General features: G+C 62.5%; 24 protein-coding genes, 1 tRNA gene and 1 riboswitch. Of the genes, 13 read left to right on the top strand and 12 right to left on the bottom strand.

All coding sequences use genetic code 11. The features are described from left to right. The first annotated feature begins 122 nt into the window (after nucleotides 1–122). Nucleotides 123–449: a hypothetical protein gene (locus AC1RJY_RS13925; protein ID WP_014920787.1), complete on the top strand. Its 327-nt coding sequence runs from the start codon at nucleotides 123–125 to the stop codon at nucleotides 447–449. A gap of 48 nt (nucleotides 450–497) precedes the next feature. On the opposite strand, the gene AC1RJY_RS13920 is transcribed toward AC1RJY_RS13925, so the two are convergent. Both AC1RJY_RS13920 and AC1RJY_RS13915 read right to left on the bottom strand, forming a co-directional pair. Continuing rightward, complete coding sequence (locus tag AC1RJY_RS13920; RefSeq protein ID WP_011773552.1) at nucleotides 498–1,022, bottom strand: SixA phosphatase family protein; 525 nt, start codon at nucleotides 1,020–1,022, stop codon at nucleotides 498–500. A 245-nt stretch (nucleotides 1,023–1,267) separates the two neighbouring features. Further along, the gene (locus AC1RJY_RS13915; protein WP_014920786.1) at nucleotides 1,268–2,134 is read right to left on the bottom strand and encodes a winged helix-turn-helix domain-containing protein; all 867 of its coding nucleotides are present in this window, start codon (nucleotides 2,132–2,134) and stop codon (nucleotides 1,268–1,270) included. Nucleotides 2,135–2,808: 674 nt separating this feature from the next. Here AC1RJY_RS13915 and AC1RJY_RS13910 point away from each other — a divergent pair. The 4 genes from AC1RJY_RS13910 to AC1RJY_RS13895 all read left to right on the top strand — a co-directional run bounded on the left by AC1RJY_RS13910 (nucleotide 2,809) and on the right by AC1RJY_RS13895 (nucleotide 7,549). Then, nucleotides 2,809–3,549, top strand: coding sequence for a response regulator transcription factor (locus AC1RJY_RS13910; RefSeq protein WP_011773550.1), 741 nt, complete (start codon nucleotides 2,809–2,811; stop codon nucleotides 3,547–3,549). Between the two features lie 21 nt (nucleotides 3,550–3,570). Further along, complete coding sequence (locus AC1RJY_RS13905; protein ID WP_498602547.1) at nucleotides 3,571–5,067, top strand: sensor histidine kinase; 1,497 nt, start codon at nucleotides 3,571–3,573, stop codon at nucleotides 5,065–5,067. A gap of 133 nt (nucleotides 5,068–5,200) precedes the next feature. Next, a riboswitch (cyclic di-AMP (ydaO/yuaA leader) is annotated at nucleotides 5,201–5,359 on the top strand. A 3-nt stretch (nucleotides 5,360–5,362) separates the two neighbouring features. Continuing rightward, nucleotides 5,363–6,226: an aggregation-promoting factor C-terminal-like domain-containing protein gene (locus tag AC1RJY_RS13900; RefSeq protein ID WP_014920784.1), complete on the top strand. Its 864-nt coding sequence runs from the start codon at nucleotides 5,363–5,365 to the stop codon at nucleotides 6,224–6,226. A 231-nt stretch (nucleotides 6,227–6,457) separates the two neighbouring features. Continuing rightward, complete coding sequence (locus AC1RJY_RS13895; RefSeq protein ID WP_498602546.1) at nucleotides 6,458–7,549, top strand: dolichyl-phosphate beta-glucosyltransferase; 1,092 nt, start codon at nucleotides 6,458–6,460, stop codon at nucleotides 7,547–7,549. A gap of 3 nt (nucleotides 7,550–7,552) precedes the next feature. On the opposite strand, the gene AC1RJY_RS13890 is transcribed toward AC1RJY_RS13895, so the two are convergent. The 5 genes from AC1RJY_RS13890 to upp form a co-directional block, all read right to left on the bottom strand. Beyond that, nucleotides 7,553–8,944 (bottom strand): pyridoxal phosphate-dependent decarboxylase family protein, encoded by a 1,392-nt coding sequence (locus AC1RJY_RS13890; protein WP_498602545.1) that lies wholly within the window; start codon nucleotides 8,942–8,944, stop codon nucleotides 7,553–7,555. A 51-nt stretch (nucleotides 8,945–8,995) separates the two neighbouring features. Then, nucleotides 8,996–9,700, bottom strand: a complete 705-nt coding sequence (locus AC1RJY_RS13885) for an HAD-IA family hydrolase (RefSeq protein ID WP_498602544.1) — start codon at nucleotides 9,698–9,700, stop codon at nucleotides 8,996–8,998. A gap of 60 nt (nucleotides 9,701–9,760) precedes the next feature. After that, complete coding sequence (locus tag AC1RJY_RS13880; protein WP_011773544.1) at nucleotides 9,761–10,138, bottom strand: VOC family protein; 378 nt, start codon at nucleotides 10,136–10,138, stop codon at nucleotides 9,761–9,763. A 505-nt stretch (nucleotides 10,139–10,643) separates the two neighbouring features. Beyond that, entirely contained in the window at nucleotides 10,644–11,093 is a 450-nt protein-coding gene (locus AC1RJY_RS13875; RefSeq protein ID WP_498602543.1) for a hypothetical protein, read from the bottom strand. Nucleotides 11,094–11,369: 276 nt separating this feature from the next. Beyond that, nucleotides 11,370–12,005 carry a uracil phosphoribosyltransferase gene (gene upp / locus AC1RJY_RS13870; protein WP_011773542.1) on the bottom strand — a complete coding sequence of 212 codons (636 nt, stop codon included), beginning with the start codon at nucleotides 12,003–12,005 and terminating at the stop codon, nucleotides 11,370–11,372. Nucleotides 12,006–12,027: 22 nt separating this feature from the next. Between upp and AC1RJY_RS13865 the strand changes: the two genes are divergently transcribed. Then, nucleotides 12,028–12,561, top strand: a complete 534-nt coding sequence (locus AC1RJY_RS13865; RefSeq protein WP_011773541.1) for a nucleoside deaminase — start codon at nucleotides 12,028–12,030, stop codon at nucleotides 12,559–12,561. A 22-nt stretch (nucleotides 12,562–12,583) separates the two neighbouring features. After that, complete coding sequence (locus AC1RJY_RS13860; protein WP_014920778.1) at nucleotides 12,584–12,964, top strand: VOC family protein; 381 nt, start codon at nucleotides 12,584–12,586, stop codon at nucleotides 12,962–12,964. 18 nt (nucleotides 12,965–12,982) lie between these two features. Here the strand turns inward: AC1RJY_RS13860 and AC1RJY_RS13855 are convergent, their stop codons facing one another. From AC1RJY_RS13855 to AC1RJY_RS13840, 4 genes are all read right to left on the bottom strand, one after another. Beyond that, nucleotides 12,983–14,227: a DNA glycosylase AlkZ-like family protein gene (locus AC1RJY_RS13855; protein ID WP_498602542.1), complete on the bottom strand. Its 1,245-nt coding sequence runs from the start codon at nucleotides 14,225–14,227 to the stop codon at nucleotides 12,983–12,985. A 27-nt stretch (nucleotides 14,228–14,254) separates the two neighbouring features. Beyond that, nucleotides 14,255–15,073 carry a glycosyltransferase family 4 protein gene (locus AC1RJY_RS13850; protein ID WP_498602587.1) on the bottom strand — a complete coding sequence of 273 codons (819 nt, stop codon included), beginning with the start codon at nucleotides 15,071–15,073 and terminating at the stop codon, nucleotides 14,255–14,257. A gap of 185 nt (nucleotides 15,074–15,258) precedes the next feature. Beyond that, nucleotides 15,259–15,657 (bottom strand): 6-pyruvoyl trahydropterin synthase family protein, encoded by a 399-nt coding sequence (locus AC1RJY_RS13845; protein ID WP_210064607.1) that lies wholly within the window; start codon nucleotides 15,655–15,657, stop codon nucleotides 15,259–15,261. Nucleotides 15,658–15,660: 3 nt separating this feature from the next. Continuing rightward, nucleotides 15,661–16,668: a zinc-dependent alcohol dehydrogenase gene (locus AC1RJY_RS13840; protein ID WP_498602541.1), complete on the bottom strand. Its 1,008-nt coding sequence runs from the start codon at nucleotides 16,666–16,668 to the stop codon at nucleotides 15,661–15,663. 127 nt (nucleotides 16,669–16,795) lie between these two features. On the opposite strand from AC1RJY_RS13840, the gene AC1RJY_RS13835 reads away from it, so the two are divergent. From AC1RJY_RS13835 to AC1RJY_RS13825, 3 genes are all read left to right on the top strand, one after another. Further along, nucleotides 16,796–16,885, top strand: a tRNA-Ser gene (locus AC1RJY_RS13835). Between the two features lie 339 nt (nucleotides 16,886–17,224). Further along, complete coding sequence (locus AC1RJY_RS13830) at nucleotides 17,225–18,199, top strand: AAA family ATPase (protein ID WP_498602540.1); 975 nt, start codon at nucleotides 17,225–17,227, stop codon at nucleotides 18,197–18,199. A gap of 119 nt (nucleotides 18,200–18,318) precedes the next feature. After that, entirely contained in the window at nucleotides 18,319–20,550 is a 2,232-nt protein-coding gene (locus tag AC1RJY_RS13825) for a S8 family serine peptidase (protein ID WP_498602539.1), read from the top strand. 468 nt (nucleotides 20,551–21,018) lie between these two features. Here AC1RJY_RS13825 and AC1RJY_RS13820 read toward each other — a convergent pair whose 3' ends face one another. Further along, nucleotides 21,019–21,450 (bottom strand): hypothetical protein, encoded by a 432-nt coding sequence (locus AC1RJY_RS13820; protein WP_498602538.1) that lies wholly within the window; start codon nucleotides 21,448–21,450, stop codon nucleotides 21,019–21,021. Nucleotides 21,451–21,705: 255 nt separating this feature from the next. On the opposite strand from AC1RJY_RS13820, the gene AC1RJY_RS13815 reads away from it, so the two are divergent. The 3 genes from AC1RJY_RS13815 to AC1RJY_RS13805 all read left to right on the top strand — a co-directional run bounded on the left by AC1RJY_RS13815 (nucleotide 21,706) and on the right by AC1RJY_RS13805 (nucleotide 24,363). Next, nucleotides 21,706–22,695: a GIY-YIG nuclease family protein gene (locus AC1RJY_RS13815; RefSeq protein WP_498602537.1), complete on the top strand. Its 990-nt coding sequence runs from the start codon at nucleotides 21,706–21,708 to the stop codon at nucleotides 22,693–22,695. A 148-nt stretch (nucleotides 22,696–22,843) separates the two neighbouring features. Beyond that, nucleotides 22,844–23,566, top strand: coding sequence for a hypothetical protein (locus tag AC1RJY_RS13810; protein ID WP_498602536.1), 723 nt, complete (start codon nucleotides 22,844–22,846; stop codon nucleotides 23,564–23,566). A gap of 20 nt (nucleotides 23,567–23,586) precedes the next feature. Beyond that, nucleotides 23,587–24,363 (top strand): hypothetical protein, encoded by a 777-nt coding sequence (locus AC1RJY_RS13805; protein WP_498602535.1) that lies wholly within the window; start codon nucleotides 23,587–23,589, stop codon nucleotides 24,361–24,363. Nucleotides 24,364–24,409 lie beyond the last annotated feature (46 nt).

Genomic DNA, 24,409 nt, shown 5'->3' with positions numbered 1-24,409 from the left:
GAGCGATCAAGGTCACACAGTGGAACATTCGACGACCGGAGAGTCGTTAGCTTAGGCTAACCTTACCGAGCTATCTGCGCCGCCCGGGGTGCAGTCGTCGAAATCTTTGAAGGGGCCCAACTGTGGAAGCAATCCTCTTTCCCACGGACATGAACCACCATCACACGTATGGCTTGGTCAGCTACATCATGATCGACGACGCACTGTATCCGAGCGCCCATAACCGGCGGGATCCCTATGCGCTTCCCGCTTTCGACATCCGTGGTCAGTGGGTGTACCCAAGCCGCTACAACGAGTACATGGCGCCGCAGTTGCCGGTGTACATGTTCGACGGCGAATACCTGATCGCAACAGGGCACGGCGAAGAAGCGGCGGGCCTGCCGGTGTTCGAGATCCGCTGCATGTGCATGCCGCAGCTGGCCTACGGGGACCCAAGCAACTCGCAATAGTGATTGTTCTGAGCCCTGAAAACAACCACTAATGCCAGCCAGTTTGGGTTAGTGGCGGGGCACCTTGAAGTGCGTCAGCCGCGCGTCCTGCCCATCAAGCTCAGCCCACGATTTTTCCGTTTCCATGACCGTCAACGCACTCGTTGGGTAACTGGTAGCGGCGTCCATGTAAGCGTCGTGGTCCGAATCGCGGGAAGCCAAATGCATGGCCAGATCCTGGACTCCAGGCATGTGCGAGATCACCATCAGCGTGGTCACGGTGTCCGGAACATGGTTGATGACCGTCAACATGCGGTTGGCCGAGGCGGAGTACAGGCCGTCCTCGAGTTTGGGCGTCGGAGCTTTGTCCCCCAACTCATCGCACACCCAGGTGCAGGTCTGCCGGGTCCTCAACGCTGACGAGCACAGAATGAAATCGGGAACCACGCCGTGCTTGAGCAACCATTTTCCGGCCAGCGGAGCTTCCCGGTGCCCGCGCTCCTCCAAGGGACGCTCATGATCAGGCACGCCCATGGGCCAATCTGCCTTGGCATGCCGCATGATCACCAGGCGCTTAATGTGATGGTCACTCATACCCCAACCCTATCCGCCCCACGTTCTCTTCGGCCCGGGGCTTCCTGACCTTCTTTGGAAGAGAGCAGCCGGTCCGCCGTCACCAACTTTGACTTCCAAGCACCCCAGACACGCGGCGCAGCGGGTGTGTTGAGCGGGTTCCGCGGCCAATGTGGGTGGTGGCGGCACGCAGCCCTGCCGCGGGATCGTCCCGCCAAAGCGAAAGCGCCCGCCTCCTCACGGGAGACGGGCGCTATGTGCTGAGACTAGATCGAGTATTCGGGTGCTGCCCAAACAATAACTTCGGGGTGCTCGTAGAAGCGGTAGCCCTGGCCTCGGACCGTGCGGACGGTGTTGGCAAGGCGGCCGAGCTTGGAACGGAGGCGGCGGATGTGGACGTCGATGGTGCGCTCGTTGGGCACCTCTTCGGCGTTGCGCCACAGGCCCTCAAGGAGTTCATCGCGGCCCACGGTGCGGGTGCCGTTCTCGACGAGGTAGTTGAGGAGTTCGAATTCCTTGAACGTCAGGTTCAGGGATTCGCCGTCGAGGTGCACTTCGCGGCGTGCGAGGTCGATCAGCACGCCCGACGGACGGGATTCCTGCTGCGGCGCCGGACGTGCGGCCTCGGTGCGCTGGCGTGCGGCAACGGTGGGGTCACCGAAGGTGGAACGCACGACGTCGAGTGCCGAGCCGGGTGCCCCGGCGGGGGCAACTGCGACGGCGGCGTAGCTCTCCGCGCCGGTCACGAGGGACTGAGCGTATGCCCGGATTTCCTGGGCGAGCTTGGCGATGGACGTTCCTGCAGCGGCTGCGGTTTCTTCGTCAATGCCCATGTAGAGGACAAACCCGCGGGCTACGTTGTCGTTGGCAACGGGGCGGAGCTTGTCCGACTGGGCAATCACAGGGGTGGGCGCCGTCATGGGCGCCGGCTCTGCTGTGGGGACTGCGCGCAACTGGCCGTAGGAGTTGGGGTTGTAGCCCTGCGGCACGTATCCGGGAGCCTGCTGCCCGGCTCCTTGTGGAGCGGGAGAGTAGCCGGGACGGTTTCCGAAGCCGGGGCGAAGCCCTGCGTTTGACGCGGCCTTGTTGGCGTTACGGACGGAGATGTGGACGTATCCAGATGCAACTGACATGGAGTGCTTACCTCAAAAGTGAATAGCCGTCATCGCGGCTTCGAATGCTGGTTGTCCCCGCAATGAGTTTGGGGAGGGGCGCCCAACGCTGGGCAAGGGGGCGAATGCCTGAAACTTCTTGGGGTGGAAAGTTAGGCTTGCATTCGACAACAGCGGTCATCATGGCCAGCGGGTGTGCTGGGCCAGGTTGCTGCGGCTGCAGGTGCTGTTGAGTTCTTGTTCACATTGGAAGTGTGCAACGTAACAATGGCAACACGCAAGTAACAAAGCGCGGAAACGTCCACATTTTGAGACGTAGAGGTCTATTGTGTTGCAAATCACAATTCCGCAGGCGTCATAAATGAACGCCATTTCATTCGGGTGAAGTAGGGATTATTGCCCCTCTGCTGAATTTTCTTCGACTCTTCTGGCATTTTGAGCACCTCTGTTGCAGTGAACCCCCCTCAAGCGGAATCTCACGATCTGAAACACTTGTTGTCCAATCGCAGGCTGCTTTTCTCGCCGATTTTCTGCCCGAAATCTGCTACAAGCTGTAGAAAACAGAGGGAATCGGGAGATAAAGTTCCGCCGCCGACTTACGTGGCCCTGCACTCCCACCTCGCTAGGGTGGAGTTCACAGCGTCCTCACAGGACGGGCATAGCGCTGGCTTACCGGCAGAACGGAGAGTTGTCTCATGGCCTCCTCGCACTCCATGACCAACAACCTTCCCCAGCTGTCCCACCCGGACGGCTCACCGATCCGCGCCCTGGTGGTGGACGACGAACCCAGCCTTGCCGAGCTCATGAGCATGGGCCTGCGCATGGCGGGGTGGTCCGTGGCGGTAGCCGGCGACGGTCCGGGGGCAGTAAAGCTGGCCAAGGACTTCAGGCCGGACGTGCTGGTCCTCGACGTCATGCTCCCCGGCTTCGACGGCGTGGAGGTCCTCAACCGCATCCGCACCTTCGCGCCGGAAGTTCCGGCCCTGTTCCTTACCGCCAAGGACGCCGTGCAGGACCGCATTGTCGGTTTGGCTGCCGGCGGGGACGATTACGTCACCAAGCCCTTCAGCATGGAGGAAGTGCTCCTGCGCCTTCACCGCCTGGTCCAACGTTCCGGGGTGGCCGCCATGGACACTGCCGAGCTGGTGGTGGGTGACCTCACCCTCAACGTAGACACCCGGGAAGTAACCCGCGGCGGCGAGGACATCTCCCTCACCGCCACCCAGTTCGAGCTCCTGCGATACCTCATGGAAAACCCCAAACGAGTGGTCAGCAAGGCCCAGATCCTGGACCGCGTGTGGGACTACGACTTCGGCGGCCAGGCCAACATCGTGGAGCTCTACATTTCCTACCTTCGCAAGAAGATCGAAGCGAACCACCCGCCCATGATCCACACCATCCGCGGTGCCGGATACGTCATCAAGCCCGCGGACTAGGCGTTGAGCACACTTTCAGGAGTGGCCAGAAGGTCAGGTGCGGCCTTAGAGACACAGCGCAGCTGGCTCAACCCCTCCACGTGGCACCTGCGCACCAGATTGGTCCTGGTGGCCATGGCCTTGCTGGTCGCCATTTGCTCTGCCGTGGGAGTGGTCAGCTACGCGTCCATGGACATGGTCTTCAACAAGCAGCTCGACAGGCAGCTGGAACAGGCGTCCAGCCGCGCGAATGACTTCGGCAGGCCGCCGTCGAACTTTCCGTCACCCTCCGGAAGGCCTGATCCGCTGGAGGCGCGCGGCCAAGCGGCTGGCACGCTCAACGCAAGGATCGACGGCTCAACCGTGCGTAGCTCCGGTTTGATCGATGCCCAAGGTAACCGCGTCTCGCTTTCGGCCGACGACGAGCAGGTGCTGCTCTCGCTCCCCAGGGACAACGGGCCAGTGGACCGTTCCCTGTCCAACGGCGACTACCGTCTGGTAGCGGTCGAAACCGCGTACGGCGACGTGATTGTGACGGGCCTGCCGCTGGCGGACAAACAGAGTGCGGAGGCCTCGCTCGTGTGGACCATGGTGCTGGTTTCGCTGGGCGGCCTGGTGGTGATCGGCCTGGCCGGCACCGTGATCATCCGCCGCACCATGCGTCCGCTGGAGCAGCTCTCCGAAGTGGCCACGAAGGTTTCGCGGCTGCCTCTCGACGCCGGTGAGGTGGCACTTGCGGTGCGCGTACCGCCGTCGGCTTCTCATCCCGGGACGGAAGTGGGCAGTGTCGGCTATGCCTTGAACCAAATGCTGAACAACGTCTCCAGCGCTTTGGAAGCCCGCCAGGAAAGCGAAACGAAGGTGCGTCAGTTCGTGGCCGATGCCTCGCACGAGCTGCGGACTCCCCTGACCGCCATCCGGGGCTATACCGAGCTGCTGAGGATGACCGAGAACTTCACCGAAGACGGCCGGAAGTCGCTGGCTCGCGTCCAAAGCCAGTCCGAACGCATGACCACGTTGGTGGAGGACCTGCTGCTGTTGGCGCGGTTGGACGAGGGCCAACCCGTGAAAGTTGAGGATGTGGACCTCACTCAGTTGGTGATCGAGACGGTCAGCGACGAGAAAGTCATGGCACCCGATCACATCTGGCAGCTCCAGCTCCCGGACGAGCCCATCACGGTCCGCGGCGACGCCACGCAACTGCATCAGGTGCTGGCGAACCTGCTGTCCAACGCCCGCAAACACACCGACCCCGGCACCACTGTGGTCACCGGCGTCATGCTCTCCGCCGATGGCAGCGCCGTGGTCAGCGTGACGGACAACGGCCCCGGCATTCCGGAAGATTTCCAGGGCCGGATTTTCTCGCGATTTGCCCGCGCCGACGCCGCACGATCGGGCTCTGAAGGCACCTCCGGACTCGGCCTGTCCATTGTGGAATCCATTGTTTCAGCTCACGGCGGTAGCGTGGAAGTGACCTCACGGCCGGGGCGCACGGAGTTCGCCCTTCGACTTCCCACGGTGAGCACCGTAGGCCTGTAACGAATCGGGCAAGGCGACTCACCGGCGTCGTGATCTCTGTTACCTAAATGTGACTTCTGCGGAAACCTCCTGTACCGTCGAAAGGGTGGGTCGCCCCTAGCAGGCCCACATCCGGGATGCGCCGAGCTCTGCCACTTCCCGGAGTCCGTTCTTTCTCCGAGGCAGAGACGGGGGACCCAGAGTCTCCGGGCCAGGCTTTTTGCCGGCCCTTGGGGTGAAGCCGCAGCGTGATGCGCGGCCGGATGACCTCATCCGAACCCGACAGCTAACTCCGCAGGCGCTGAGAGGTAATCACATGTCTGAATTTAACGATCAGACGCGCCCTTCCGCGCGTCGCCGCGACGAGAACAACGCACCGCTCACCAAGTCGCAGTCCGTCCTCAAGAACGCAGCCCGCCAGGGTAAGTCCGGCCACCGCATGTCCGTCGTAGCCGGTGTCGTGGCAGCTGCACTGGGCGTTGCATCGCTCGGAACCGCCGCCAACGCCGCACTGACCCTCCCCGAGGCAAGCCGCGTAGCCGGAACCCAAGCGAGCGCCCAGGTCAACTCCAACAAGTCGGCTGAGATCTCCGCTTCCCTGAATGCTGCCGCCGAAAAGGGCGCAACTGACAGGGCCGCTGCTGACGCTGCTGCCAAGGCAGCCGCTGAGAAGGCCGCTGCCGAGAAGGCTGCCGCAGACCAGGCCGCCGCCGCACAGGCTGCTGCTGAGAAGGCTGCCGCCGATCAGGCCGCCGCACAGGTTGCTGCTGAGAAGGCTGCTGCTGACGCTGCCGCCAAGCAAGCAGCCGACGCCGCTGCTGCCGCCGCCGCCGCGGAAGCCGCAGCAGCTGCTGCAGCACCCAAGGCTGTTGACGACCCCGCTGCTGCCAAGGCCTATGCACTCAGCATCCTGGGCAACTACGGCTGGGGCGCCGGTGAAATGGCTGCCCTGAACACGCTGTGGGAGAAGGAATCCAACTGGAAGACCACGGCGATGAACGCTTCCAGCGGTGCCTATGGCATTGTCCAGTCCCTGCCGGCCTCCAAGATGGCCACTGCCGGCGCTGACTGGGAAACCAACTACCAGACCCAGATCAAGTGGGGCCTGAACTACATCAAGGAGCGTTACGGATCCCCGTCCGCCGCTCTGGGCTTCCACTTGGCCAACAACTGGTACTAAGCCGAGCCGCTTTATCGCCGCGCCCGTTGCCGCCGTTTGCACCAGTACCAACTGGAGCGAATGGCGGGAGCGGGCGCGGCTTTTGCCGTTTCACAGCTGTGGCGCATGGTTCACAGCTCCAGCACGTGGTTCACAGCTCCAGCACGTGGTTCACAGCTCCAGCACGTGGTTCACAGTGAGGTCACAGCTACCGCCTAAAGCGTTCATAATCGGCGGTCCCATGCTGGATACATGACGCTCACAGATCCCACCACCAGCGCTTTGGCACGAAGGACTCATTCGGCTCGCTTGCGTGGCGCGGCGTTGCCCACTGGTCACCCGGCTCTCCTCCAAGGCCAGACGGGTCCGAGCCCCCAGCCCCGACGTCTCCCCGTTGACACCAGTGTTGTGGTTCCCGTCCTGGACCTCACCGTCCCTGTCTACAACGAGGAAGCGCGCCTGGAACACAACCTCCGCCAGCTGCACGGGCATCTGACGAGGTCCTTTCCGCACACGTTCCGGATCACCGTGGCGGACAACGCCAGCACAGACAGCACGCTGAGGATTGCCGAGCGTCTTGCCCGTGAACTCCCTGAACTGACGGTGGTGCGGTTCCAAGAGAGGGGACGCGGGAACGCTCTCCGCCAGGTCTGGCAGTCGTCGCCGTCACCTGTGCTTGCCTACACGGAAGCGGATCTGTCCACGGACCTCTCCGCGCTGGCGCCCCTTGTGGCACCGCTGATCTCCGGCCACTCGGACCTCGCCATCGGCACGCGTTTGGCGCCGGGTTCCCGTGTCACCCGCAGTCCGCATCGTGAGTTCATTTCGCGCAGCTACACCTCGCTCCTGCGGACGGTCTTGGGGGCTCGTTTCTCCGACGCCCAGTGCGGCTTCAAGGCCGTCCGCGCCGACGTAGCGCACCGCCTCCTCCCCCACACCACGGACGACTCGTGGTTCTTCGATACCGAACTTCTGGTGATCGCTGAACGCTGTGGTCTGCGCGTCCATGAAGTACCCGTCGACTGGACCGACGACGCTGACTCCCGTGTCGACGTCGTACGAACCGCCCTGGCCGACCTGCGCGGTATGGCGCGTCTGAACCGAAACCTGCGCCGCATTCCGGTCCACGAGCTTCGGCGTGAACTGGGAGTGAAAGCGATGTTGAGGGGCAGTCTGTCCCGGCGCGTGTTCCGGGCCTTGACGTGGACCTTGGCCTACGCTGTGGTTTTCCTTCTGGTCCGCAACGTCATGGACCCTTGGATGGCGAGCGTCGTGGCGTTGCTGCTCACCACTTGGGTAACGCGCCCGTTCCGGCGTTACGTGGTGCGGGGAAGCAACTTCTGAGCGCTACGCCTCCGGTTCGGCCTCCACCGCACGCCGGACCGCTGCGATGGACGCTGCAACATCCCCCGCGTCCGTGGACCAGTTGCTGACCGAGATCCGCAGGATCTCCCGGCCGCGCCAGGCCGAGCCCGACATCCACACCGCGCCCTCGGCCATGAGCCGTTGCGTGACGCGGTGCGTGCGGTCGTCGCTGCCGAAGCTCACCGAGACCTGCGTAAAGACGACATCATTGAGGACCTCGACGCCCGGGATTGCCGCGAGGCCCTCAGCCAACGCACGGGCGTTCGCCGCAAGCCGTTCAACCATGGCGATCACTCCATGGCGGCCCAACTGCCTGAGGGCGGCCCACACGGGAATGCCGCGGGCGCGGCGCGACAACTCGGGAACCTTCTCGAAAGGGTCCCCTGGTCCGGCGTCCGTTGCGATGAAGTAGCTCGTGTGGATGCTGAACGCCCGGCGAAGTGCTTCCGGGCTCGCAACGATCGCCAAGCCGCAGTCGTAGGGAACATTGAGTGTTTTGTGTGCATCGGTAGCCCAGGAGTCGGCGCCCTCAACACCAGCCAGCCGTTCCCGCAACGTTGGGCTGACGGCCGCCCACAAACCAAAAGCACCATCCACGTGCACCCATGCCCCGCGTTCATGGGCAACGGCTACAGCTTCCCCCATGGGGTCAAAGGCGCCGGAGTGCAGGTTACCCGCTTGCAGGCAGACCAACGATGGCCCGGGTTGCTCATCCATGGCAGCCGCCAGTGCCTCGGGCAGAATGCGACCCTGCTCATCAGCGTCCACTGGAACGCACGCCCCCAGCCCGAGATACCGGAGCGCCAGGTCAACGGCCGCGTGGCGCTCCCGTCCCGCGAAGGTGGTGATGCGTGGAGCACCCGAGAGGCCCAAGGACTGAAGATCCCAGCCAGCCTGGTCCATCAGGTATTGGCGGCCAGCGGCCAGTCCCACGAAGTTCGCGGTGGTGGCCCCGGTGGTGAAGCCGACGTCGGAGGTTGCGGGCAGGTGCAGGAGGTCAAGAAGCCAGGCGGCGGCGGATTCTTCGATGGCAGCCGCAGCCGGAGTGGCGAAGCGGAGTCCGGTGTTCTGGTCCCATGCCGAAACCAGCCAGTCGGCGGCCATGGCGGCGGGCAGGGTTCCACCCATGACCCACCCGTAGAACCGTCCGGACTGGATGGCCATCAAGCCCGGTTCGGCCAGGGTGGCAAGCTCGTCCACCACATCAGCGGCTTCAGTTGGCCCTTCCGGGAGGATCGATGCCAAGCTCGCGGCCACCTGATCGGCGTCGACCGCGGGACGGACGGGGCGGTCGGGAACCGACGCCAACCAGTCCGTTGCGTGCACCATGGCCCGCTTCAATGCAGCACTGTACGCCTCCGGCATCGCAGACATGCGCACAGCCTACGCCGGGTTTCCCGCTTGGAACAGCCCGCTCAGGAACAGCTACAGCGTCAGCGTCAGGAGGTGACCGCCGTCGTCGTCCTTCGCTGCTGTGACCGTCACCGCCGAGTAGTCCGGGATCCGCCACATGCCCGGCTCCAGCTCCGCATTGTGCCTGGCAGCGGCCTTGCCCACCACAACGGTCCGCATCCCCGCAGCACGCGCCGCGGCGATACCGGCAGGTGCGTCTTCAAAGACCACGACGTCGGCCGGGTCGGCTCCCAGCAGCGCCGCCGCCTTCAGGTACCCCTCAGGATGCGGTTTACCGCGGGTGACGGACTCGGCGGTGACCGTGGTGGACGGCATGGTGAGTCCGGCCGCCTGCATGCGGATCTCAGCAAGGATGCGGTCCGCCGAGGTGACCAAAGCGATGGCGTCATCAGGAAGCCCCGCCAGCAGGGCTTCTGCCCCGGGAAGCGCTATGACCCCGTCTGTCCGGGAACGTTCCATCTGACCGAGCTCGGCAGTCAGGGCGTCGAAGTCAGCGCCGGCTGGCGCATACCGGCGGACAGTATCGCCGGCCTGGACGCCGTGCGAGGTGCGGAGGATCTCGTCGAAATCCAAGCCGTATCGCTCGGCGAACTCCAGCCACACTTGCTCAACGATCGCCGTTGAATCCACCAGTGTGCCGTCCATGTCGAAAAGGACGGCGCGGACGGTCAGTGTGGGTGGCCCGGTGGGGAGGGCGGGCTCGGCAGGTTGGGTCATGGTTCCATCCTGCCGCACGTCCGGGGTACAGCGCCGAAGTGTGACTTGGCCGAAGACTGCCTAGCCGTTTGGCCGCTGCGGGATGTACTGGATCGCCCACTTGTTGCCGTCGGGGTCAGCGAAGTAGACGAAGTGACCCCAGTCCTGGACGTCGATGTCGCTGACATCCACGCCGTTGGCTTTGAGTTGCTCGTGCGCCTTGTTGATGTCCGCCACCACCACTTGAAGGCTTGGCGCTGTGCCTGGAGGAGCGTCGCTGAGGCCCTCCCCGATGGCGATGGAACACGCCGACCCCGGCGGTGTCAGCTGCACGAAGCGGATGCCGTCCATGGGACGTTCATCGAAATCGGCGTTGAAACCAACCTTGTTGACGTAGAAGTCCTTCGCGCGATCGACGTCGGACACAGGGACAAACACCAGTTCAAGTTTCCAGTCCATGCGCCACAGGCTAGCGGGGGGCGTCGAAAACCGGTAGGGGTGTTTGATTTCGATAGCCTAAGCCGTCCTCTGCGGTCTCTCTTTCCTGAATACGAGGGACATGAGGGAAGCGCAAGCCAGGGCCCCCACGCCGCTGATAACAAGAAACTCGACCAAGGGCGAATGCAAGGCAGTGTCGTCAGTGAACGCGCGGACGTGCGAAATGGCGAATCCCATGGCTGCGTCTGGAAAAACCAACAGGGCGGCCGGGGTGCCGTAACAATACAGTGCGCGAGACACGGGTTGGATCACTCCGATGGCGCCCGGCTTTCGTACCAGAAACCAACAAACCGCAGCAGAGACCCCTGTCCACACGAGGAACCACAAGATGTTGCCTAGGTTGGAACCGCCCTCAAAGGCCCCGTAAGACTCGAAGATGCCGAGACCGGAATACTGCGCGGACGTAACATAAACGGCGAAGGATCCGAGTGCCCACGGAATCAAGGCAGCTCCCAGCAGGACCCACTTACGCACGGCATGTCTCGGCAACGGCGCCATCTTCAAGCGTTTGAATTCCAACATCAGTCTGTCTGGTTGGGTCCGCAAAGACAGTTGTACCATCCCCGGCCACCTCCGCATCATCAGCTTGACCGCTCGTCGGCAGTTCCAATGAGAGTTGTAATCCGTCCGAGCCTCCGTCCAGCAATGCAGTGGCATCGCCCCCATCCTTTGAAACTTCTACGGTCGATTCCTTGACATTGGTTGTTACCGAATCGGACGACTCTATGTCGGGTTGCGCGGCAGCAGCCGCGTCTTGGCCCGCGGAGACCACCGCCTCCTGTATGACGGCGGCCGCCGTCTCAGCAGTTTCCTTAACGGATTCATCATGCTCACTGGCTTGCGCAGCCGCTGGCACCACAAGGGAAATGGCGATGGCCGAAGCACAAGCGAGCGCAGCGAATTGTTTCAATCTCATTCGTCCCCCATCACAACGCGGAGCGGAGGGTCCGCCCACTATTGAAGTGAGCCAGGGCACGAATCGTGACGGGAACCACAACGGGGAAGACTTAGTCCGTTATGAGCAGACACGAGTCAAGGAATCCGAATGACGACGAGTACTGCCGGCACATCGCGTCACTGCACCGCGTGAAGCGGCAAGCAAGCAACCTTCGGAGCAAGGCGGCATGTGAGCCTACCGCAGTTGCGATAAGCGCACCACAGCTCGAGAATAAGAAAGGGGACCGTGAATGCCTTAACCCGCCACGCCGTAGAGGCGGTCGCCGGCGTCGCCCAGGCCGGGCACGATGTACGACTTTTCGTTGAGCTTCTCGTCAATGGAAGCCAGAACGATCTTCACGTTGGCGTCGGAGAGCTCTTCTTCCAGCTTGGACAATCCCTCCGGAGCGGCCAGCAGGCAAATGCAGGTCACGTCCGAGGCACCGCGCTTGAACAGGAACTTGATGGCCTCGCGCAAGGTGCCACCAGTTGCGAGCATGGGGTCCAGGACGAAGATCTGACGGCCGGTGAGGTCCTCGGGGAGGCGCTCGGCGTAGGTGATAATGTCCAGGGTTTCTTCGTCGCGGGCCATGCCCAGGAAGCCGACCTCAGCAGTGGGGACCAGCTTGGTCATGCCCTCGAGCATGCCAAGGCCTGCGCGCAGAATGGGGACCACAAGCGGAGTGGGCTTAGTGAACGCCGTGCCCACGGTTTTGGTGACAGGTGTTTCGATCTCGACTGGCTGCGTCTTGACCTCGCGGGTGGCTTCGTAGGCCAGGAGGGTGACGAGTTCTTCAGTGAGTTGCCGGAAGACCGGTGAAGGAGTGTTCTTATCCCGCAGAACGGTGAGCTTGTGAGCGACCAGCGGGTGGTCCACGACGAGTGTGCGCATCCCCCAAAACTATCATTGAGACATGAGCGCCACCGAGCCGTATCACGCAGATCACCTGGCCTGGATGGGCCTTGCCCTGGACGAAGCCCGGTTGGCGTTGAAAACGGACGACGTGCCGATTGGCGCCGTGGTGTTGGGGCCCGACGGCGGTGTGCTGGGTTCCGGACGCAACGAACGGGAAGCTCACGGGGACCCGACGGCTCACGCGGAGATCGTCGCCATCCGCGAAGCTGCCGCTGCGCTGCGTCAGCTCGCTCACGATTCGGGCGCCTCTGGCGACGGTTGGCGGCTTGAGGATTGCACCTTGGTGGTCACCCTTGAGCCCTGCGCCATGTGTGCCGGGGCTATTGTCCTTGCCCGTATTCCCCGCGTCGTGTTTGGCGCGTGGGACGAGAAAGCCGGTGCCGTGGGGTCTGTCTTCGATATCCTCCGCGAGCGCCGGCTCAATCACTGGGTGGAGGTGTACGCGGGCGTTCGCGAGGACGAGTGCGCTGCCTTGCTCAGGGACTTCTTCGCTACACACCGGGTACCGGCCGTGGAGCACCGCCCCGTCTGATCTTTCCAAGTGGGAGCACATCATGTCTGTCTCTTTCAACCACACCATCGTCTACGCCACGGACAAGCACCGTTCGGCGGAGTTCCTGGCCCGCATCTTGGGGCTTCCGAAGCCGCAGCCCATGTGGTCCTTCGTGACCGTGGCGTTGGAGAACGGCGTAGCGCTGGACTTCCTTGAGGCCTCCGGGGAGATCGCCCCGCAGCACTACGCCTTCCTGGTCAGCGAGGAGGAGTTCGATCAGATCTTCCTGAGGATCACCGCGGAACACATCCCCTATTGGGCCGATCCTGCCCGTTCCCGCGAACAACAGATCAACCACAACGACGGCGGCCGTGGGATGTACTTCTGCGACCCTGACGGGCACTTCCTTGAGGCGATCACCAGGCCGTATGGCTCGGGCTGAGCTGGTTCGTTGAAGGCGTCAGCGTCCGGCGGCCTCATCCAGCGCGTCGATCCGGATTTGGCGTGATGCCGGGGAATCTAAACTGAACGACCTGAAATCGCCGAGTTCGTCCCGAATCCATGCTTCTACTTGCGTGATTCTTTCGCGGACCGCCTCTGTCGGCTGATCGAAGGTCCACGCCGCGATCCTTTCCTTGCCGGGATCGTACTGCCAGAGCCCGATGATCCTCCCACGGTCCAGGATGGGATGGTCCGGGAGGTCGGCCTGCAGCGCGAGCGTGGAGCCCAGGACGCTCTTGCCCCTGTCCTCGTCCGCAAACATGTCTGCCGAGTTCCGCCTGAGGAGGACCAGTGAGTCGGTGCCTGCCAGCAGCTGGATTTGCTCGTCGCCGGGCTCTTCAAAGTCAGCTAAGCGTTCGACGTCGGCGGGCAGCATCCACAGGATCTCACCGCACGCTGTGGGCACTTCCACTGCGCCAATGGCGGCGAGCGCCTTTTTGCTTTGAGCCACGGTGAACGCAGTGAACCACTGACTCTGTTTGAAGGTCGCTCCCCCGGTCCAGCGCAGGTACCGTTCGAGCAAAAGGCGGCGGGCGCCGTCGTCGTCCAGTTTGCCGGGCGGAAGGCCCCATTTGGTGTAGGCGTAGCGCTGCTGGTCGAGGCGGCCGTTGACGGGGACGCGGCGGATGCGGCCGTCTGCCTGCAGGAGTCCCAAGGCGGTGGGCAGCGTGGTGGAGGCGCCCTTTTTCTTGCCTTCCTCGCCCAGGCTGCGGACCGAGTCGCCCAGCACATCCCGGAGTTGTTTGGGGTCCATGGGACTGCTGGTTTCTTTGAGGGCGTGCTCCACCTCGTCCTCGAGGAGGGTAATCTCACCGCGTTCGACGCCCAGCCTTGCCAGTACTTTGAAGGGGGCTATGGCGGCGTCGCGGCCGATCTGGAGGGCCCAAGCGTAGTCGGCCTGGCCCAGGACGTAGGTGCATCCTCGGGCTGTGGGGAGTTCGTGGATTTTCAGCGCTTTGACGTCCCGGTCTGCTTGCTCGCGGCTGATTCCCGCCCTGGCGAACAATGTGAGGTAGGGGTTGGCGCCTCCTACCGAGCGGGCCCAGCCGGCGTGGTCCAGGACTTCTTCGGAAGTCTTGCCGTTCAGCGAGCCGTCAAGTCCCTGCCGTTGCCAGGCCCACGCCCTCAGGCGCTCAGGCGTGAGGGTTTCCGTGGCCGGGAGGGTCTGGACCGTGCTAGTTGCGGTCTGGACTGTGCTCGTCATGGCCCCATTCTGCACCCTCCCCCGCTGCTACGTGAGGGCTTTCAGAACGATGGTCGCGGTGGTGTCCCAGCCTTGGAGATGGTCCCGGGCTTTGAGGGCGGCGGTCCGCCAACGCTCTTGGAGCGCGGGGTCAGTGAGCCAGCTACGGAGGGTGTTGGTGAGGTTCCCGGTTTCTGGGAGTTCCAAGGCAGTGCCCGCCCCTGTGTCACCCAGTGCTTCCACTGCTCCCGTTCCCTTCCGCACAAGCACGGGGATGCCATGAGCCAACGACTCCGAGACCGCCATTCCATAGCTTTCGGAGCGTGAAATAAGGACACTGAGGTCCGCCCTGTGCCACTGATCCTCGAGGGCCTCGCCGGTCAGCTCACCGGTGACGCTGATGCGGCTTTGGAGCCCGTGATGCTCGACGGCGGCCCTCACCTCCGCGGCGTACCTCGGGTCAGCGTCGTTGGACCCGATGAGCGCCGCGGTCCAGGGGAGATCCTGCAGGTGGCTGAGGGCCTCCACGAGTTCGAGTTGGCTCTTGTTAGGCAACAACGCCGCGACAGCCACGATGTGCTGCGGTTGCGATCCCTTGGCAGGGTCTGCTTCAACAGCCCCGGGTGTGGCCACGACAATGTCCTGGTGCCCGTGCCTGGCTCGCAGTTCCGCGGCGGCATGGGCGCTCGGGCAAATGATCCCGGTCGCCGCAGCCAGCGCCTTGGCCTCAAGATCCGGATGGTCCGCCAACGCCATGTGGGACAGGATCCAGACCCGTGTTCCTTTACCTGCGGCGCCTGCGATCTCGTCCGGCGCCCCACTCGCCACCAAGCCGTCGGCAATCGCTGTTGTGGCGCCGTCGAGCATGTCAGCGAAGCGCTGCCGGTCCGCGGGGCTCCCAACCGGCCAGTCGCCGTCGACCGTTACTGTTTCAACTTCGACGCCCAAGGCGGACAGGTGCTCGGCGAGCTTGGCGTTGTACTTGTTGCCGCCGGAGCCGTGCCGGACGTTCCCCGGGACCAGGAAGCGGATGTGCACTTACTTGACCGGGTTTACTTGACCGGGAGCTCCAGCGAGTAGCCTGCCCAGGCGTCCGGGTTTTCGCGGAGGACCACGTCGATGCCGGTGAGGGCCGGACCGTCCGCAGTGTCCTGGATTCGGGTGGCCATGGCGTCGGCGATGTGCTTCGCGAGCGCTTCGGTGGTGGAGAGTTTGCCCTTGAAAGCGGGGTGTTCGTCCAGGTTCTTGTAGTTCAGGTCGGCGAGCACTTCCTCGAGGATGCCGCCGGCGGCACCGATGTCAAGGACTATGGCGTCGTCGTTGACGTTGGGCCGGCGGAAGGTGACCTCGGCTACGAACGTGGCGCCGTGCAGGCCCTGGGCCGGGCCGAACGCTTCGCGGGGAAGGCTGTGGGCGATCATGAAGTGGCGTCGGACGGTCAAGCTGAACATGTATTAATCCTCCGGGTGGGGGTAGGCGACCACGTGGCAGAAACCGCCGGGTCGTTCGAACAATTTTGTGAGCGTGGCGGGCAGGTTCTGGAACAGGCATTCGCTGGTCATGAAGGTGTCGAACAGCGGGTCCCTTAGTTCGGTTGCCGCCTGCTCCAAGCGCTGGGCGTTGGACCGCCGGTGCCTCCTGGGCAGGGCGACGGCGCCCACCTGGCTGGAGCGGATATTGAGCCTGCGGGCGTGGAAATCCTCGCCGAGCGGCAGGGTGACTTCCTTGTCCGCAAACCACGAGAGCTCGATGACATCGGAGTCGTCGCCGGCCAGCTGGAGGCTCAATTTGAGGCCCTCATTGGAGGCGGAGCAGTGGAAGACGATGTCGTTGTCGTTCTTGGCGTCTTCGGGCTCGGCGAATTCGATGCCGAGCTTTTGCGCGAGGTTTTGCTTCTCCGGGTCCGCGTCCACCAGTTGCAGGCGGCCCAGCGGATACTTCCGCAGCAGCGTCGCCAGAACGCCACCCACCAAACCGCCACCGACGACGGCGACACGGTCTCCCAGCCTCGGTCCGGCTTCCCAGAGCGCATTGATGGCAACCTCAACGATGCCCGTGAGCACGGCGCGTTTCGCGGGGACTTCATCGGGGATGGCCGTGAGTTGGCTCGTGGGGATCACGTAGAAGTCCTGATGCGGATGCAGGCTAAAGACCGTTTGTCCTCGCCATTCGTCCGGGCCTTCTTCCACAATGCCGACGTTCAGGTAGCCGTACTTCACCGGGCCCGGGAAGTCACCCTCCTGGTGCGGGGCCTGCATCAGATCAGCCACTCGCTCCGGGACGCGGCCTTCGTGGACCACCCGCTCTGTGCCTCGGCTAACGCCTGAGTACAGGGTCCTGACCAGGGCTTCCCCGTCTCGCCTCGCGGGCAGGGCCTCACGGCGCAGCTCGCCATCGCCGGTCTCAGTGACCCAGTAGGCCCGTGCTTCGTGTTCTTGTTCGTGGTGCTGCGAAATCGTCATGGTACTTACGAATCTATCGGTGGGGCGCTGCGGACGGAAGTTGGCTGTGTTTTGTCTTGGTCTTCCCGTTGGTCCGCGGGGCCTCGTTTTGGGGAACCGGGCTGAACTCCGGTACCCTATTTCAGTTGGTGACGTGTCCGAGCGGCCGAAGGTGCAACACTCGAAATGTTGTTTGGTGTAAAAGCCAACGTGGGTTCAAATCCCACCGTCACCGCCAATGAGAAAGGCCCTGCTTCCCTTTATTTATGAGGGATGCGGGGCCTTTTGCTTTGTCTGCAACGTATTTGTTGGCAAAATTTTTCTATGGCGTACTCGCACAGCCGGCAACTCTGCGCTTCAACCCAGGCCAAAGGGCTGTGCGGCAGCACTCCAAGGTCGCTAAGAACTGGACAGCTGGAAAGCCTCGAAGACTGCCGCGTTGGTGGCACGAGAGGACCGCTAGGGCGACGCTGGGCCGACTGAAGCCAACGTTCTGCGCGCCGCGAGGCACAGATCTGCCTATCTATCGTTCCGTGAGTCGCCTAGAGAGCGGCTGGCGCAAGGCTACGATGGGTGGATGGCCGGCCGACATCTCAAAGAGATATTCAAAGCGTTCCATGCTCGGGATGAGCTGGCGTTTCGTCGTGCTGCAACTGAAATTATTGAAGAGGAGCAAGCCAAGCATCACAACGCATTGGCACGAGATCTTCAGAGGCTTCTTGTGTCCGGGGGCGGCTCAATCGATTCGGGAGCCACCGTAATTGTTCCTGCGCCGCCCAAGGACCGCGAAGGTGAGTGGGATCTGGGTGAAGTTAAGGAGCCTGAGCGCCTCCTGGAAGACCTGATTCTTGATACCAAAGTTGTCAAGACACTCGACGGCCTAAGCAGGGAAGTACGGCAGTGGCCTTCCCTCGATGCAGCGGGCATCGGTCGCCGACAGCGCATTCTGCTTGAGGGGCCGCCTGGCTGCGGCAAGACAACCGCAGCAGAGGCTTTGGCAGCTGAATTGGGTCGTCCTTTCCTCCTGGTTAGGCTGGACGCCGTTGTTTCCTCCTATCTGGGAGAGACCGCAAGCAACTTACGACGGATCCTCGACTACGCAGATCAAGCCCCGTTCGTCGTACTTTTCGATGAGTTCGACGCGTTGGGACGATCCCGTGATGACCAATCGGAACACGGAGAGATGAAGCGAGTCGTCACAGCTTTTCTGCAGATGACGGACAGATACAGAGGGCCGAGCCTCCTTCTTGCAGCCACCAATCACTCAGGCCTGTTAGACCAGGCCCTTTGGCGCCGCTTTGATGAAGTCCTCACGTTCAGAAAACCAACGGTGCATGAAATTCGCAGACTCATTCGGCTTCGGCTCCGAAGCGTTGCCCATGCCCCCGTCGATATTGAGCGATACGCGAGTGCTCTGAAGGGGCTGCCGCATGCGGCTGTCGACAAACTAATTACTGATGCGCGCCGAGAGGCACTGCTGAGGAACGCCGAGGCCGTGGGCCCCGAGGACTTCGATGCCGTGCTCTCCGCTGTGGTCACCCGTCCCTGGTGAGTTAGGAAACAATGGCCGATCATCTCCTGCTGCCCGACCCTCGTCGGCTTCCATCACGGCGAGCATCCGGAAGCGGCGGTGGAGGCCCTGATCGTCAATGGGGACGGCACGGAAACCATTTGAAGACCCAACTGACTCAGGTCGTCAGGGCACCGCGACGAATCGATCAAGGGGTAGATCCTGGCCTCGTTTTCAAGATCCGAGCCGCGTCCAGGCCTACAGACAGCGGGTTTGAAGGCCGCGGTCTCCAGATTCTCGGCGAGACCGTGGACTACACCTACTTCGTCATGTCGGAAGACAACGGTACGGCGCTTTCAACTGCTATCTCGAACTACTCCACCAGAGGCTTACTACACTCATTCTTCGATGCCGTAAATGACATCGAACCCTACGGTCCGGCTGACCGGCGAGGAGCCGGCGTCAAAGGGCTCACCGGATTCAGCGGAACGATCGTCGTCGACGTTGGCCTATGGGCTGCGGGCAGCTATGCCGAAGCTGTTCGGAGAGCCACCACAGTGGAGGCCATCCTGGCGGCTTCTCAAGGGCGCGTCCTGCTGCGCTCCATCTCCGCCCGTCGGAACTTTCTGCGCGTCGAAGTTGATGAACAAGGATTGCAAGACTTGTTGGAAATCAGCGTCGTGGAACTGGTCAGAACACCCCCAGTGCCATTCCTGGACTTCCGCGAGTGGAGGAACCTGTCCGTTGACGAACTCAGTCTCTCCACTGAGCCAAGCGCCACGGTCGGTGTCCTCGATGACGCCCCCGCCTCCGCACATCCGTTACTGACGGGGCTCGTCCAGTCTGTCGATTCCCTCGCTCCTGATTGCTACGAGTGGCAGATGCAGGGCCACCATGGCACAGAAGTCGTCGGACGCGTTCTCTACCCCAACCTGGCAGACGAAATCCGAGAACTTCGTCCCATCACAGCCTTGGGCACAGTCCGCGTAGTGCGGATACTGGAGCCGGACCCCCACCGTGCCGATTCACCACCACGCTTCGCAAACTACGATTTTCCGCACGAAATCGTCAGCCAGGCCATCCGGCATCTTCACGGCACCTACGGAGTCAGGATCTTCAATCTGTCAGTAGGCTACGCGGAGCCGTTTGATGACCTCCACGTTGGCCCCCTGACCGAGACAATTGACGACTTGGTTCGGGAACTGAACATTGTCGTCGTCGTGCCCACCGGCAACACCGGGACGACCATGGATGGACGAACTGACAGCGGCCACCACGTACTCCACGACAAACCCGAATACTTCTTCTCCCCGGAACACAGGCTGGCAGAACCCGGCCCGGCAGCTCTCGCCATAACTGTAGGCTCAATGGCTTTGAGCGGTGCCGCTGCAGAGATGCCGAACAGGTTTGGCTGGCAGGCCGTCTCGGCCGAGGATGAACTTTCATGTTTCAGCCGGACTGGACCGGGGCTCGGTACAGCAGTACGGCGCATGAATAAGCCTGATGTTTCTCACTACGGTGGCAACCTGGTCATCAACGACTCCGGCTACATCGTGCGTAACGAACCTGGAACCGGCATGGTCACGCCATCCTTCCGAAGTGGTGATGGGCGATTATTCGCATCCGTCATCGGGACAAGCTTCGCCGCACCCGCAGTAGCTCGCGTGGCAGCTGATATTGCTTACGCATACCCGGATTCCTCAGCAAACCTCATCCGGGCACTTCTCGTATCGGGTGCCGCTCCCACAGCACCAGCTACCGCGATCGGGGACCTTCATCGCCGCACGGGCATGTACGGAAACGGCCGGCCGTCCAGCCGCCGCTCCATCGACAGCGAGGCCCGGAGAACGACCATGACCTACGACGGCGCCATGCCCATCGACACCGTCCAGATCCATCCTCTGCCGCTTCCTGAGATATTCAGACGCGGGAGCGGAGGGGAACGAACGATTACTATCGCACTTGCCTACGATCCTCCGGTGAGAAGACAGCGGCGAGAGTACCTGGCGTCATCCATGAAATTGGACATCTACCGTGACATCGATCCTGACGAGCTCGCAGACATGCTTATTAAGCAGGATCCGGATGACGCGCAGGACCTCATCAAGGACCGGCGCAGACTTAAGATGACGCCAGGCAGCAACTCCTTCACGAACAGCACGCTGCAGCTGCGGCAATGGACTGCACGCAATTCCTTCACTGATGACGATGAAACTTTTTTTGTTGTGGTCACGCACAAAGCCCAAACCTGGGCGCGATCCCACCCTGCCTACGAGACGCAGTCCTACGCCCTGGCCGTAACCCTTGAAGACCAGTATCTTGTTCAGGCGGATCTTCATCAGCTGCTGACGCAACAGGTCCGGGTACCAGCCAGGGTGCGCGTCCGGTCCTGAAATGTCATGCCCGGAAGCCGGCACGAGGGACGTATCCTCTGAGGTTTGGAGAATCGGACAGCCGGCGTATTTGCGCTCCAAGTCGACATGGCGCCCGGCTGGCGCGCAGAGGTCGAGCACGCGCATCCGGAGCGGGCACGGATCGCGGACGTCCTGACCATTCACGCCTCCGGCAAAAGTTGTTCACTGCTCATCGGATCCCCCTCCAATGAGTGGGTGAACCGAGCCGCTATGAGCGGGACGGCCAAACTCTCGTTCCGGTGCGTCGGCATGAAAATCCATGTGCGCTTTGCGGAGGACACCCCAAAGCATGATCGTCCAAAAGGGTGGGATACGATGCCCGTTGGCCGGCCGCTCACCGCGACCTTGCCGGCGTTCCAGCCGATATCGGCCCTAGCGAGCTTTCGAGTGCTGGGCCCACCAGCCCGGGCCTGCGCTCGGCGAGGTCAAGCTAATTACCTTCAGTTTCTATTGCTGACCTCTCTGTTCCCGCTCCTTTTCCCAGCGGCGTTTCCTCTTGCGGTACTCCCTCATTTCGGAAGCGTACACAGGTCCAAACTCTGTCGGGTCGGGCGGAGACTCAGGGAAAACATTTGGATCGACGGGTGTAACTGGTGGAGGTTCTACCTCTCCAACAGGGGAACGGACCACCTGGGCTTGCGAAATTTCTGCGATCAGCTCGTCGGTGGCCGCCTGAAGCTGCTCTGGATCAGCTGCCCAGCTTTCCGTCTCTCCGTCGGCAACAACAAGCAAGCGCCAGATGGGGAGGCTCTCGCTGTCTCTTCCCCAACTCCTGTCGACTATCGTGCCCAGGACACGGTCCTGACGTTCGGGATCCCTGTGTATGTATACGACCCGATCGTCTTTCTTCCACTCTTCGCCGCGGCGTTTCTCATCCATGATGAGAGCCTAACGAGGCTCAGCCGACGCTGCACGTTCGCCTCAGTGCAGGAGAGCGCGTATTGGCGAGCGGGCTACCCGATTCGGCGGCCTTGCCGGGCCTGGAACTGGCGACCGCTGCTTGCAGTGCGTCCCTTATGGTCACGTCGAGGCACCGATCCAGACTCGTGGCTCAGCAAAGGATCCGTTCCTGAGATGAACGTAGCCTGTCAATTCGACGCAAGAACGCCCGAGCCGGTGGCATAAGGTGTTCCCGTGTCTGATCTGCAACCCTTTGCCCTCTGCGGGCCTGCCGAGACGCCGGTCTCGGCCACAGCGGCTTCCCGTGCAACTCACCTCGGTCATGTGCTCACTGGCATGGGCGCTGACTATGACCCAACGGTCCGGCCGGAACACGTACACGTCATCCGCCACGCCTTCAAGCCGGGCGACCCCGGGGCTCTGCGCGGTCCGGAGGACCTGACCGAGGAGCGAGTCCTCGCCTACACCAGAGAGCAGGACCTCTCGCCCCGTCGCTTCCCCACAGACCCTCCCCGATACTGGGTGATCCTCGTCGCCGACGGCCAGCGCCGCTCCCGCCTGTGGGGTACCTTCGAGAACCACGGCGAAGTGACCGCAGATCGCACCGAGTCGAGCCGCTTCTTCGACTTGCGCCGGTCAGGCTTCCTCGCGCCGCTCAACGACCGGCTCGTGGTCGAATGGGACACTCCCCGCAGCTGGCACCGAAGCGCCGCCTCCGCCAGCGCGGCGCGCATGTCTGTGTTGGAGATCGCCGACCGGGACAAGGTCCAGTTCCCTGGGTTCGATGGCGTGCTGCTCAGCTACCACCAACTACGCGACATGGTGGAAGATCCTCGCTACGCCGACTGGCGCGCGGCCCTGTCCGAGGTCCAAGGAATCAATCTCATTACAGACTCCACCAACGGCAAGCAGTACGTCGGCAAGGCCGACGGCGCGGAGCGCATCCTTGGGCGGTGGACGGCCTACGCGCGTGACGGCCACGGCGGGAACGTCGCCCTCCGCGAGCTTGCCCTCGCCAGCGCAGCCCGGGAAGGCACGAGGACGAAGACAGACCACGCCCGTCACTTCGTTTTCAGTCTCCTCCGCGTGTTCGGTCCGAGTACACCGTCCTCAGAAGTGAACTCGGCCCGAGTCCCACTACAAGGCAGCGCTTATGACACGGAAATTCGGCCTGAACAGGAACTGATCGACCCACCATGCCAGTCTGGCTGCTGCTTAAGTTAGCCCACTTAGTAGCCTACTGAACCGGAAACCCGACCGGCGTGCGGATGTTTCCCTGTCCCCTTTCCCGACCACTTCTGATGTCTTCCACGGGTAAGACCAGGCAACGGCGCATCCCGCCCCTGTCGCAGACGTGTCGTAGGCTCATCCAATGCGCACAGTGGAGCCGGGTAACATCACCAAAGTTGTACGGGACTTCCTTGATGTGTCCCCGACGGAGCAGCCAAGCATGATGAGCCGGTCACGAAGTTGGGACTACTGCTACAACTACTTCCAGGACCATCCCGAGCCCACTCAGGATCTTGAACGGAGCTGCTTACAACTGGGGTATTATCTGGCCAGTTGGGGCATGCTGCGCGGATCCACTTACTTGTTCGCCAAGACGAACATGCACCACTATGCGGAAGCCGTAAGTGTGATTGAGAATCTCAATTCCACCATGCGCGGGATTGATGCGGACAGCTACCTCGACCCGTCAGTCCGTGCCAAAATCATCGGCGCCTATGCAGAGCTCTGGCCGAAGCTCGTGCCGCCCGGCGTCGCGCGTGTGACGCTTGTGGGTAAGGTGATGCTGGGGGTTTGGGGGTGCCTGCCCTCTTTCGACACTTACTTTCGCCGGGGCTTCGGGGCGATGGCGGATAGACGTGGAGAGAAGACCGCGTTCTCAAGCATCAAGGACCGCTCCCTGACACTCTTGGGCGAATTCCACGCGCGGCACAGCGAAGAGCTCTCACGTCTTAGCGAGCAGTACACAACGCTCAGCTTTGGTGGCGGTTACTCTGATCGACCGCTGCCACTGGCCAAGGTCATCGACATGTACGGATTCCAGCGGGGTTACAACGCGGGCCGCCGGGTACTGCCGGTCAACAGCTGATGGAGCAGTACCGTGGCGAGATGGAACCCGGCCACAAGCCCTCTGTCATCAGCCGACTGCTACATGAGATCTCATGGGAAGGCCGCAAGGTCAAGCTCTATCGAGACGGCGGTCGGGGCATGGAAAACCCTCTCACTGCGGAGGTATTCCAAGGACTGTCCAACCTCCCGCGTGGCATGTTCCTGGGGGAAATCTTGCGTTGCGCCCACGGCGCCGATGACGCTCGGCTGACTCCGGCCTCCAAGGTTGAGCACAGTGACGTTGACGTGCTGCCGGGCTCCCTACCGCTCCCTGCCGTTGGAATAGATGTGCAGCCGGACGTCTGGATGACAGGACCGTCTGTTCAGGTCTTGGTTGAAGCAAAGGGCTTCAAAAAGGGGGCGGCGTTTAATCGCGAGCAACTTCCCCGGGAGCTCTTGTGTCTGCAGGCCCACAGCGGCGCACGCGCCCCCTTGCTCTTACTGATCTTGGCCAGCCCCCCACCCATCAAGCTGGCCGGCAATGGCATTCATGAGGTGGACGCCGGCGTTGCCGTAGGCCTCGATGCCCTCTGCAAGTTGGCCGGTATGACAGCTGAAGAATATGAACGCCTACGGACCGCTCTCCCGACCTGCGTCGCGTGGATAACCTGGGCTGAGATCTACGCTGTCGTCGTGCGACAAAAAGGGGCCTTGTCAGGCCTGCCCTCGAGCATCGCGGCATCCGTCCACCGGACGGCTGACGGCGTGGCCCAAGCCATCCGGTGGCACTCCGGTGGCGTCATTCCCGATCCTGTTGAATTTGCCGAACGGTCATAGAGCTGACAGATGCCGCACAGGACTGTGAAGACCGTCAGAGGATCTT

It is taken from the genome of Arthrobacter sp. GW822-FHT05G07 (genome assembly GCF_058799755.1).
Note: the sequence above shows the minus strand (reverse complement) of the source record. Positions and strands in the feature narration are given on the sequence as shown.

What these genes read in the sequence shown, in the direction of transcription:
- AC1RJY_RS13920 (WP_011773552.1), bottom strand. Translation starts at nt 1,022, where the DNA reads ATGAGTGACCATCACATTAAGCGCCTGGTGATCATGCGGCATGCCAAG.
- AC1RJY_RS13915 (WP_014920786.1), bottom strand. Translation starts at nt 2,134, where the DNA reads ATGTCAGTTGCATCTGGATACGTCCACATCTCCGTCCGTAACGCCAAC.
- AC1RJY_RS13910 (WP_011773550.1), top strand. Translation starts at nt 2,809, where the DNA reads ATGGCCTCCTCGCACTCCATGACCAACAACCTTCCCCAGCTGTCCCAC.
- AC1RJY_RS13900 (WP_014920784.1), top strand. Translation starts at nt 5,363, where the DNA reads ATGTCTGAATTTAACGATCAGACGCGCCCTTCCGCGCGTCGCCGCGAC.
- AC1RJY_RS13895 (WP_498602546.1), top strand. Translation starts at nt 6,458, where the DNA reads ATGACGCTCACAGATCCCACCACCAGCGCTTTGGCACGAAGGACTCAT.
- AC1RJY_RS13890 (WP_498602545.1), bottom strand. Translation starts at nt 8,944, where the DNA reads ATGTCTGCGATGCCGGAGGCGTACAGTGCTGCATTGAAGCGGGCCATG.
- AC1RJY_RS13885 (WP_498602544.1), bottom strand. Translation starts at nt 9,700, where the DNA reads ATGACCCAACCTGCCGAGCCCGCCCTCCCCACCGGGCCACCCACACTG.
- AC1RJY_RS13880 (WP_011773544.1), bottom strand. Translation starts at nt 10,138, where the DNA reads ATGGACTGGAAACTTGAACTGGTGTTTGTCCCTGTGTCCGACGTCGAT.
- AC1RJY_RS13875 (WP_498602543.1), bottom strand. Translation starts at nt 11,093, where the DNA reads ATGAGATTGAAACAATTCGCTGCGCTCGCTTGTGCTTCGGCCATCGCC.
- upp (WP_011773542.1), bottom strand. Translation starts at nt 12,005, where the DNA reads ATGCGCACACTCGTCGTGGACCACCCGCTGGTCGCTCACAAGCTCACC.
- AC1RJY_RS13865 (WP_011773541.1), top strand. Translation starts at nt 12,028, where the DNA reads ATGAGCGCCACCGAGCCGTATCACGCAGATCACCTGGCCTGGATGGGC.
- AC1RJY_RS13860 (WP_014920778.1), top strand. Translation starts at nt 12,584, where the DNA reads ATGTCTGTCTCTTTCAACCACACCATCGTCTACGCCACGGACAAGCAC.
- AC1RJY_RS13855 (WP_498602542.1), bottom strand. Translation starts at nt 14,227, where the DNA reads ATGACGAGCACAGTCCAGACCGCAACTAGCACGGTCCAGACCCTCCCG.
- AC1RJY_RS13850 (WP_498602587.1), bottom strand. Translation starts at nt 15,073, where the DNA reads ATGCTCGACGGCGCCACAACAGCGATTGCCGACGGCTTGGTGGCGAGT.
- AC1RJY_RS13845 (WP_210064607.1), bottom strand. Translation starts at nt 15,657, where the DNA reads ATGTTCAGCTTGACCGTCCGACGCCACTTCATGATCGCCCACAGCCTT.
- AC1RJY_RS13840 (WP_498602541.1), bottom strand. Translation starts at nt 16,668, where the DNA reads ATGACGATTTCGCAGCACCACGAACAAGAACACGAAGCACGGGCCTAC.
- AC1RJY_RS13830 (WP_498602540.1), top strand. Translation starts at nt 17,225, where the DNA reads ATGGCCGGCCGACATCTCAAAGAGATATTCAAAGCGTTCCATGCTCGG.
- AC1RJY_RS13820 (WP_498602538.1), bottom strand. Translation starts at nt 21,450, where the DNA reads ATGGATGAGAAACGCCGCGGCGAAGAGTGGAAGAAAGACGATCGGGTC.
- AC1RJY_RS13810 (WP_498602536.1), top strand. Translation starts at nt 22,844, where the DNA reads ATGCGCACAGTGGAGCCGGGTAACATCACCAAAGTTGTACGGGACTTC.
- AC1RJY_RS13805 (WP_498602535.1), top strand. Translation starts at nt 23,587, where the DNA reads ATGGAACCCGGCCACAAGCCCTCTGTCATCAGCCGACTGCTACATGAG.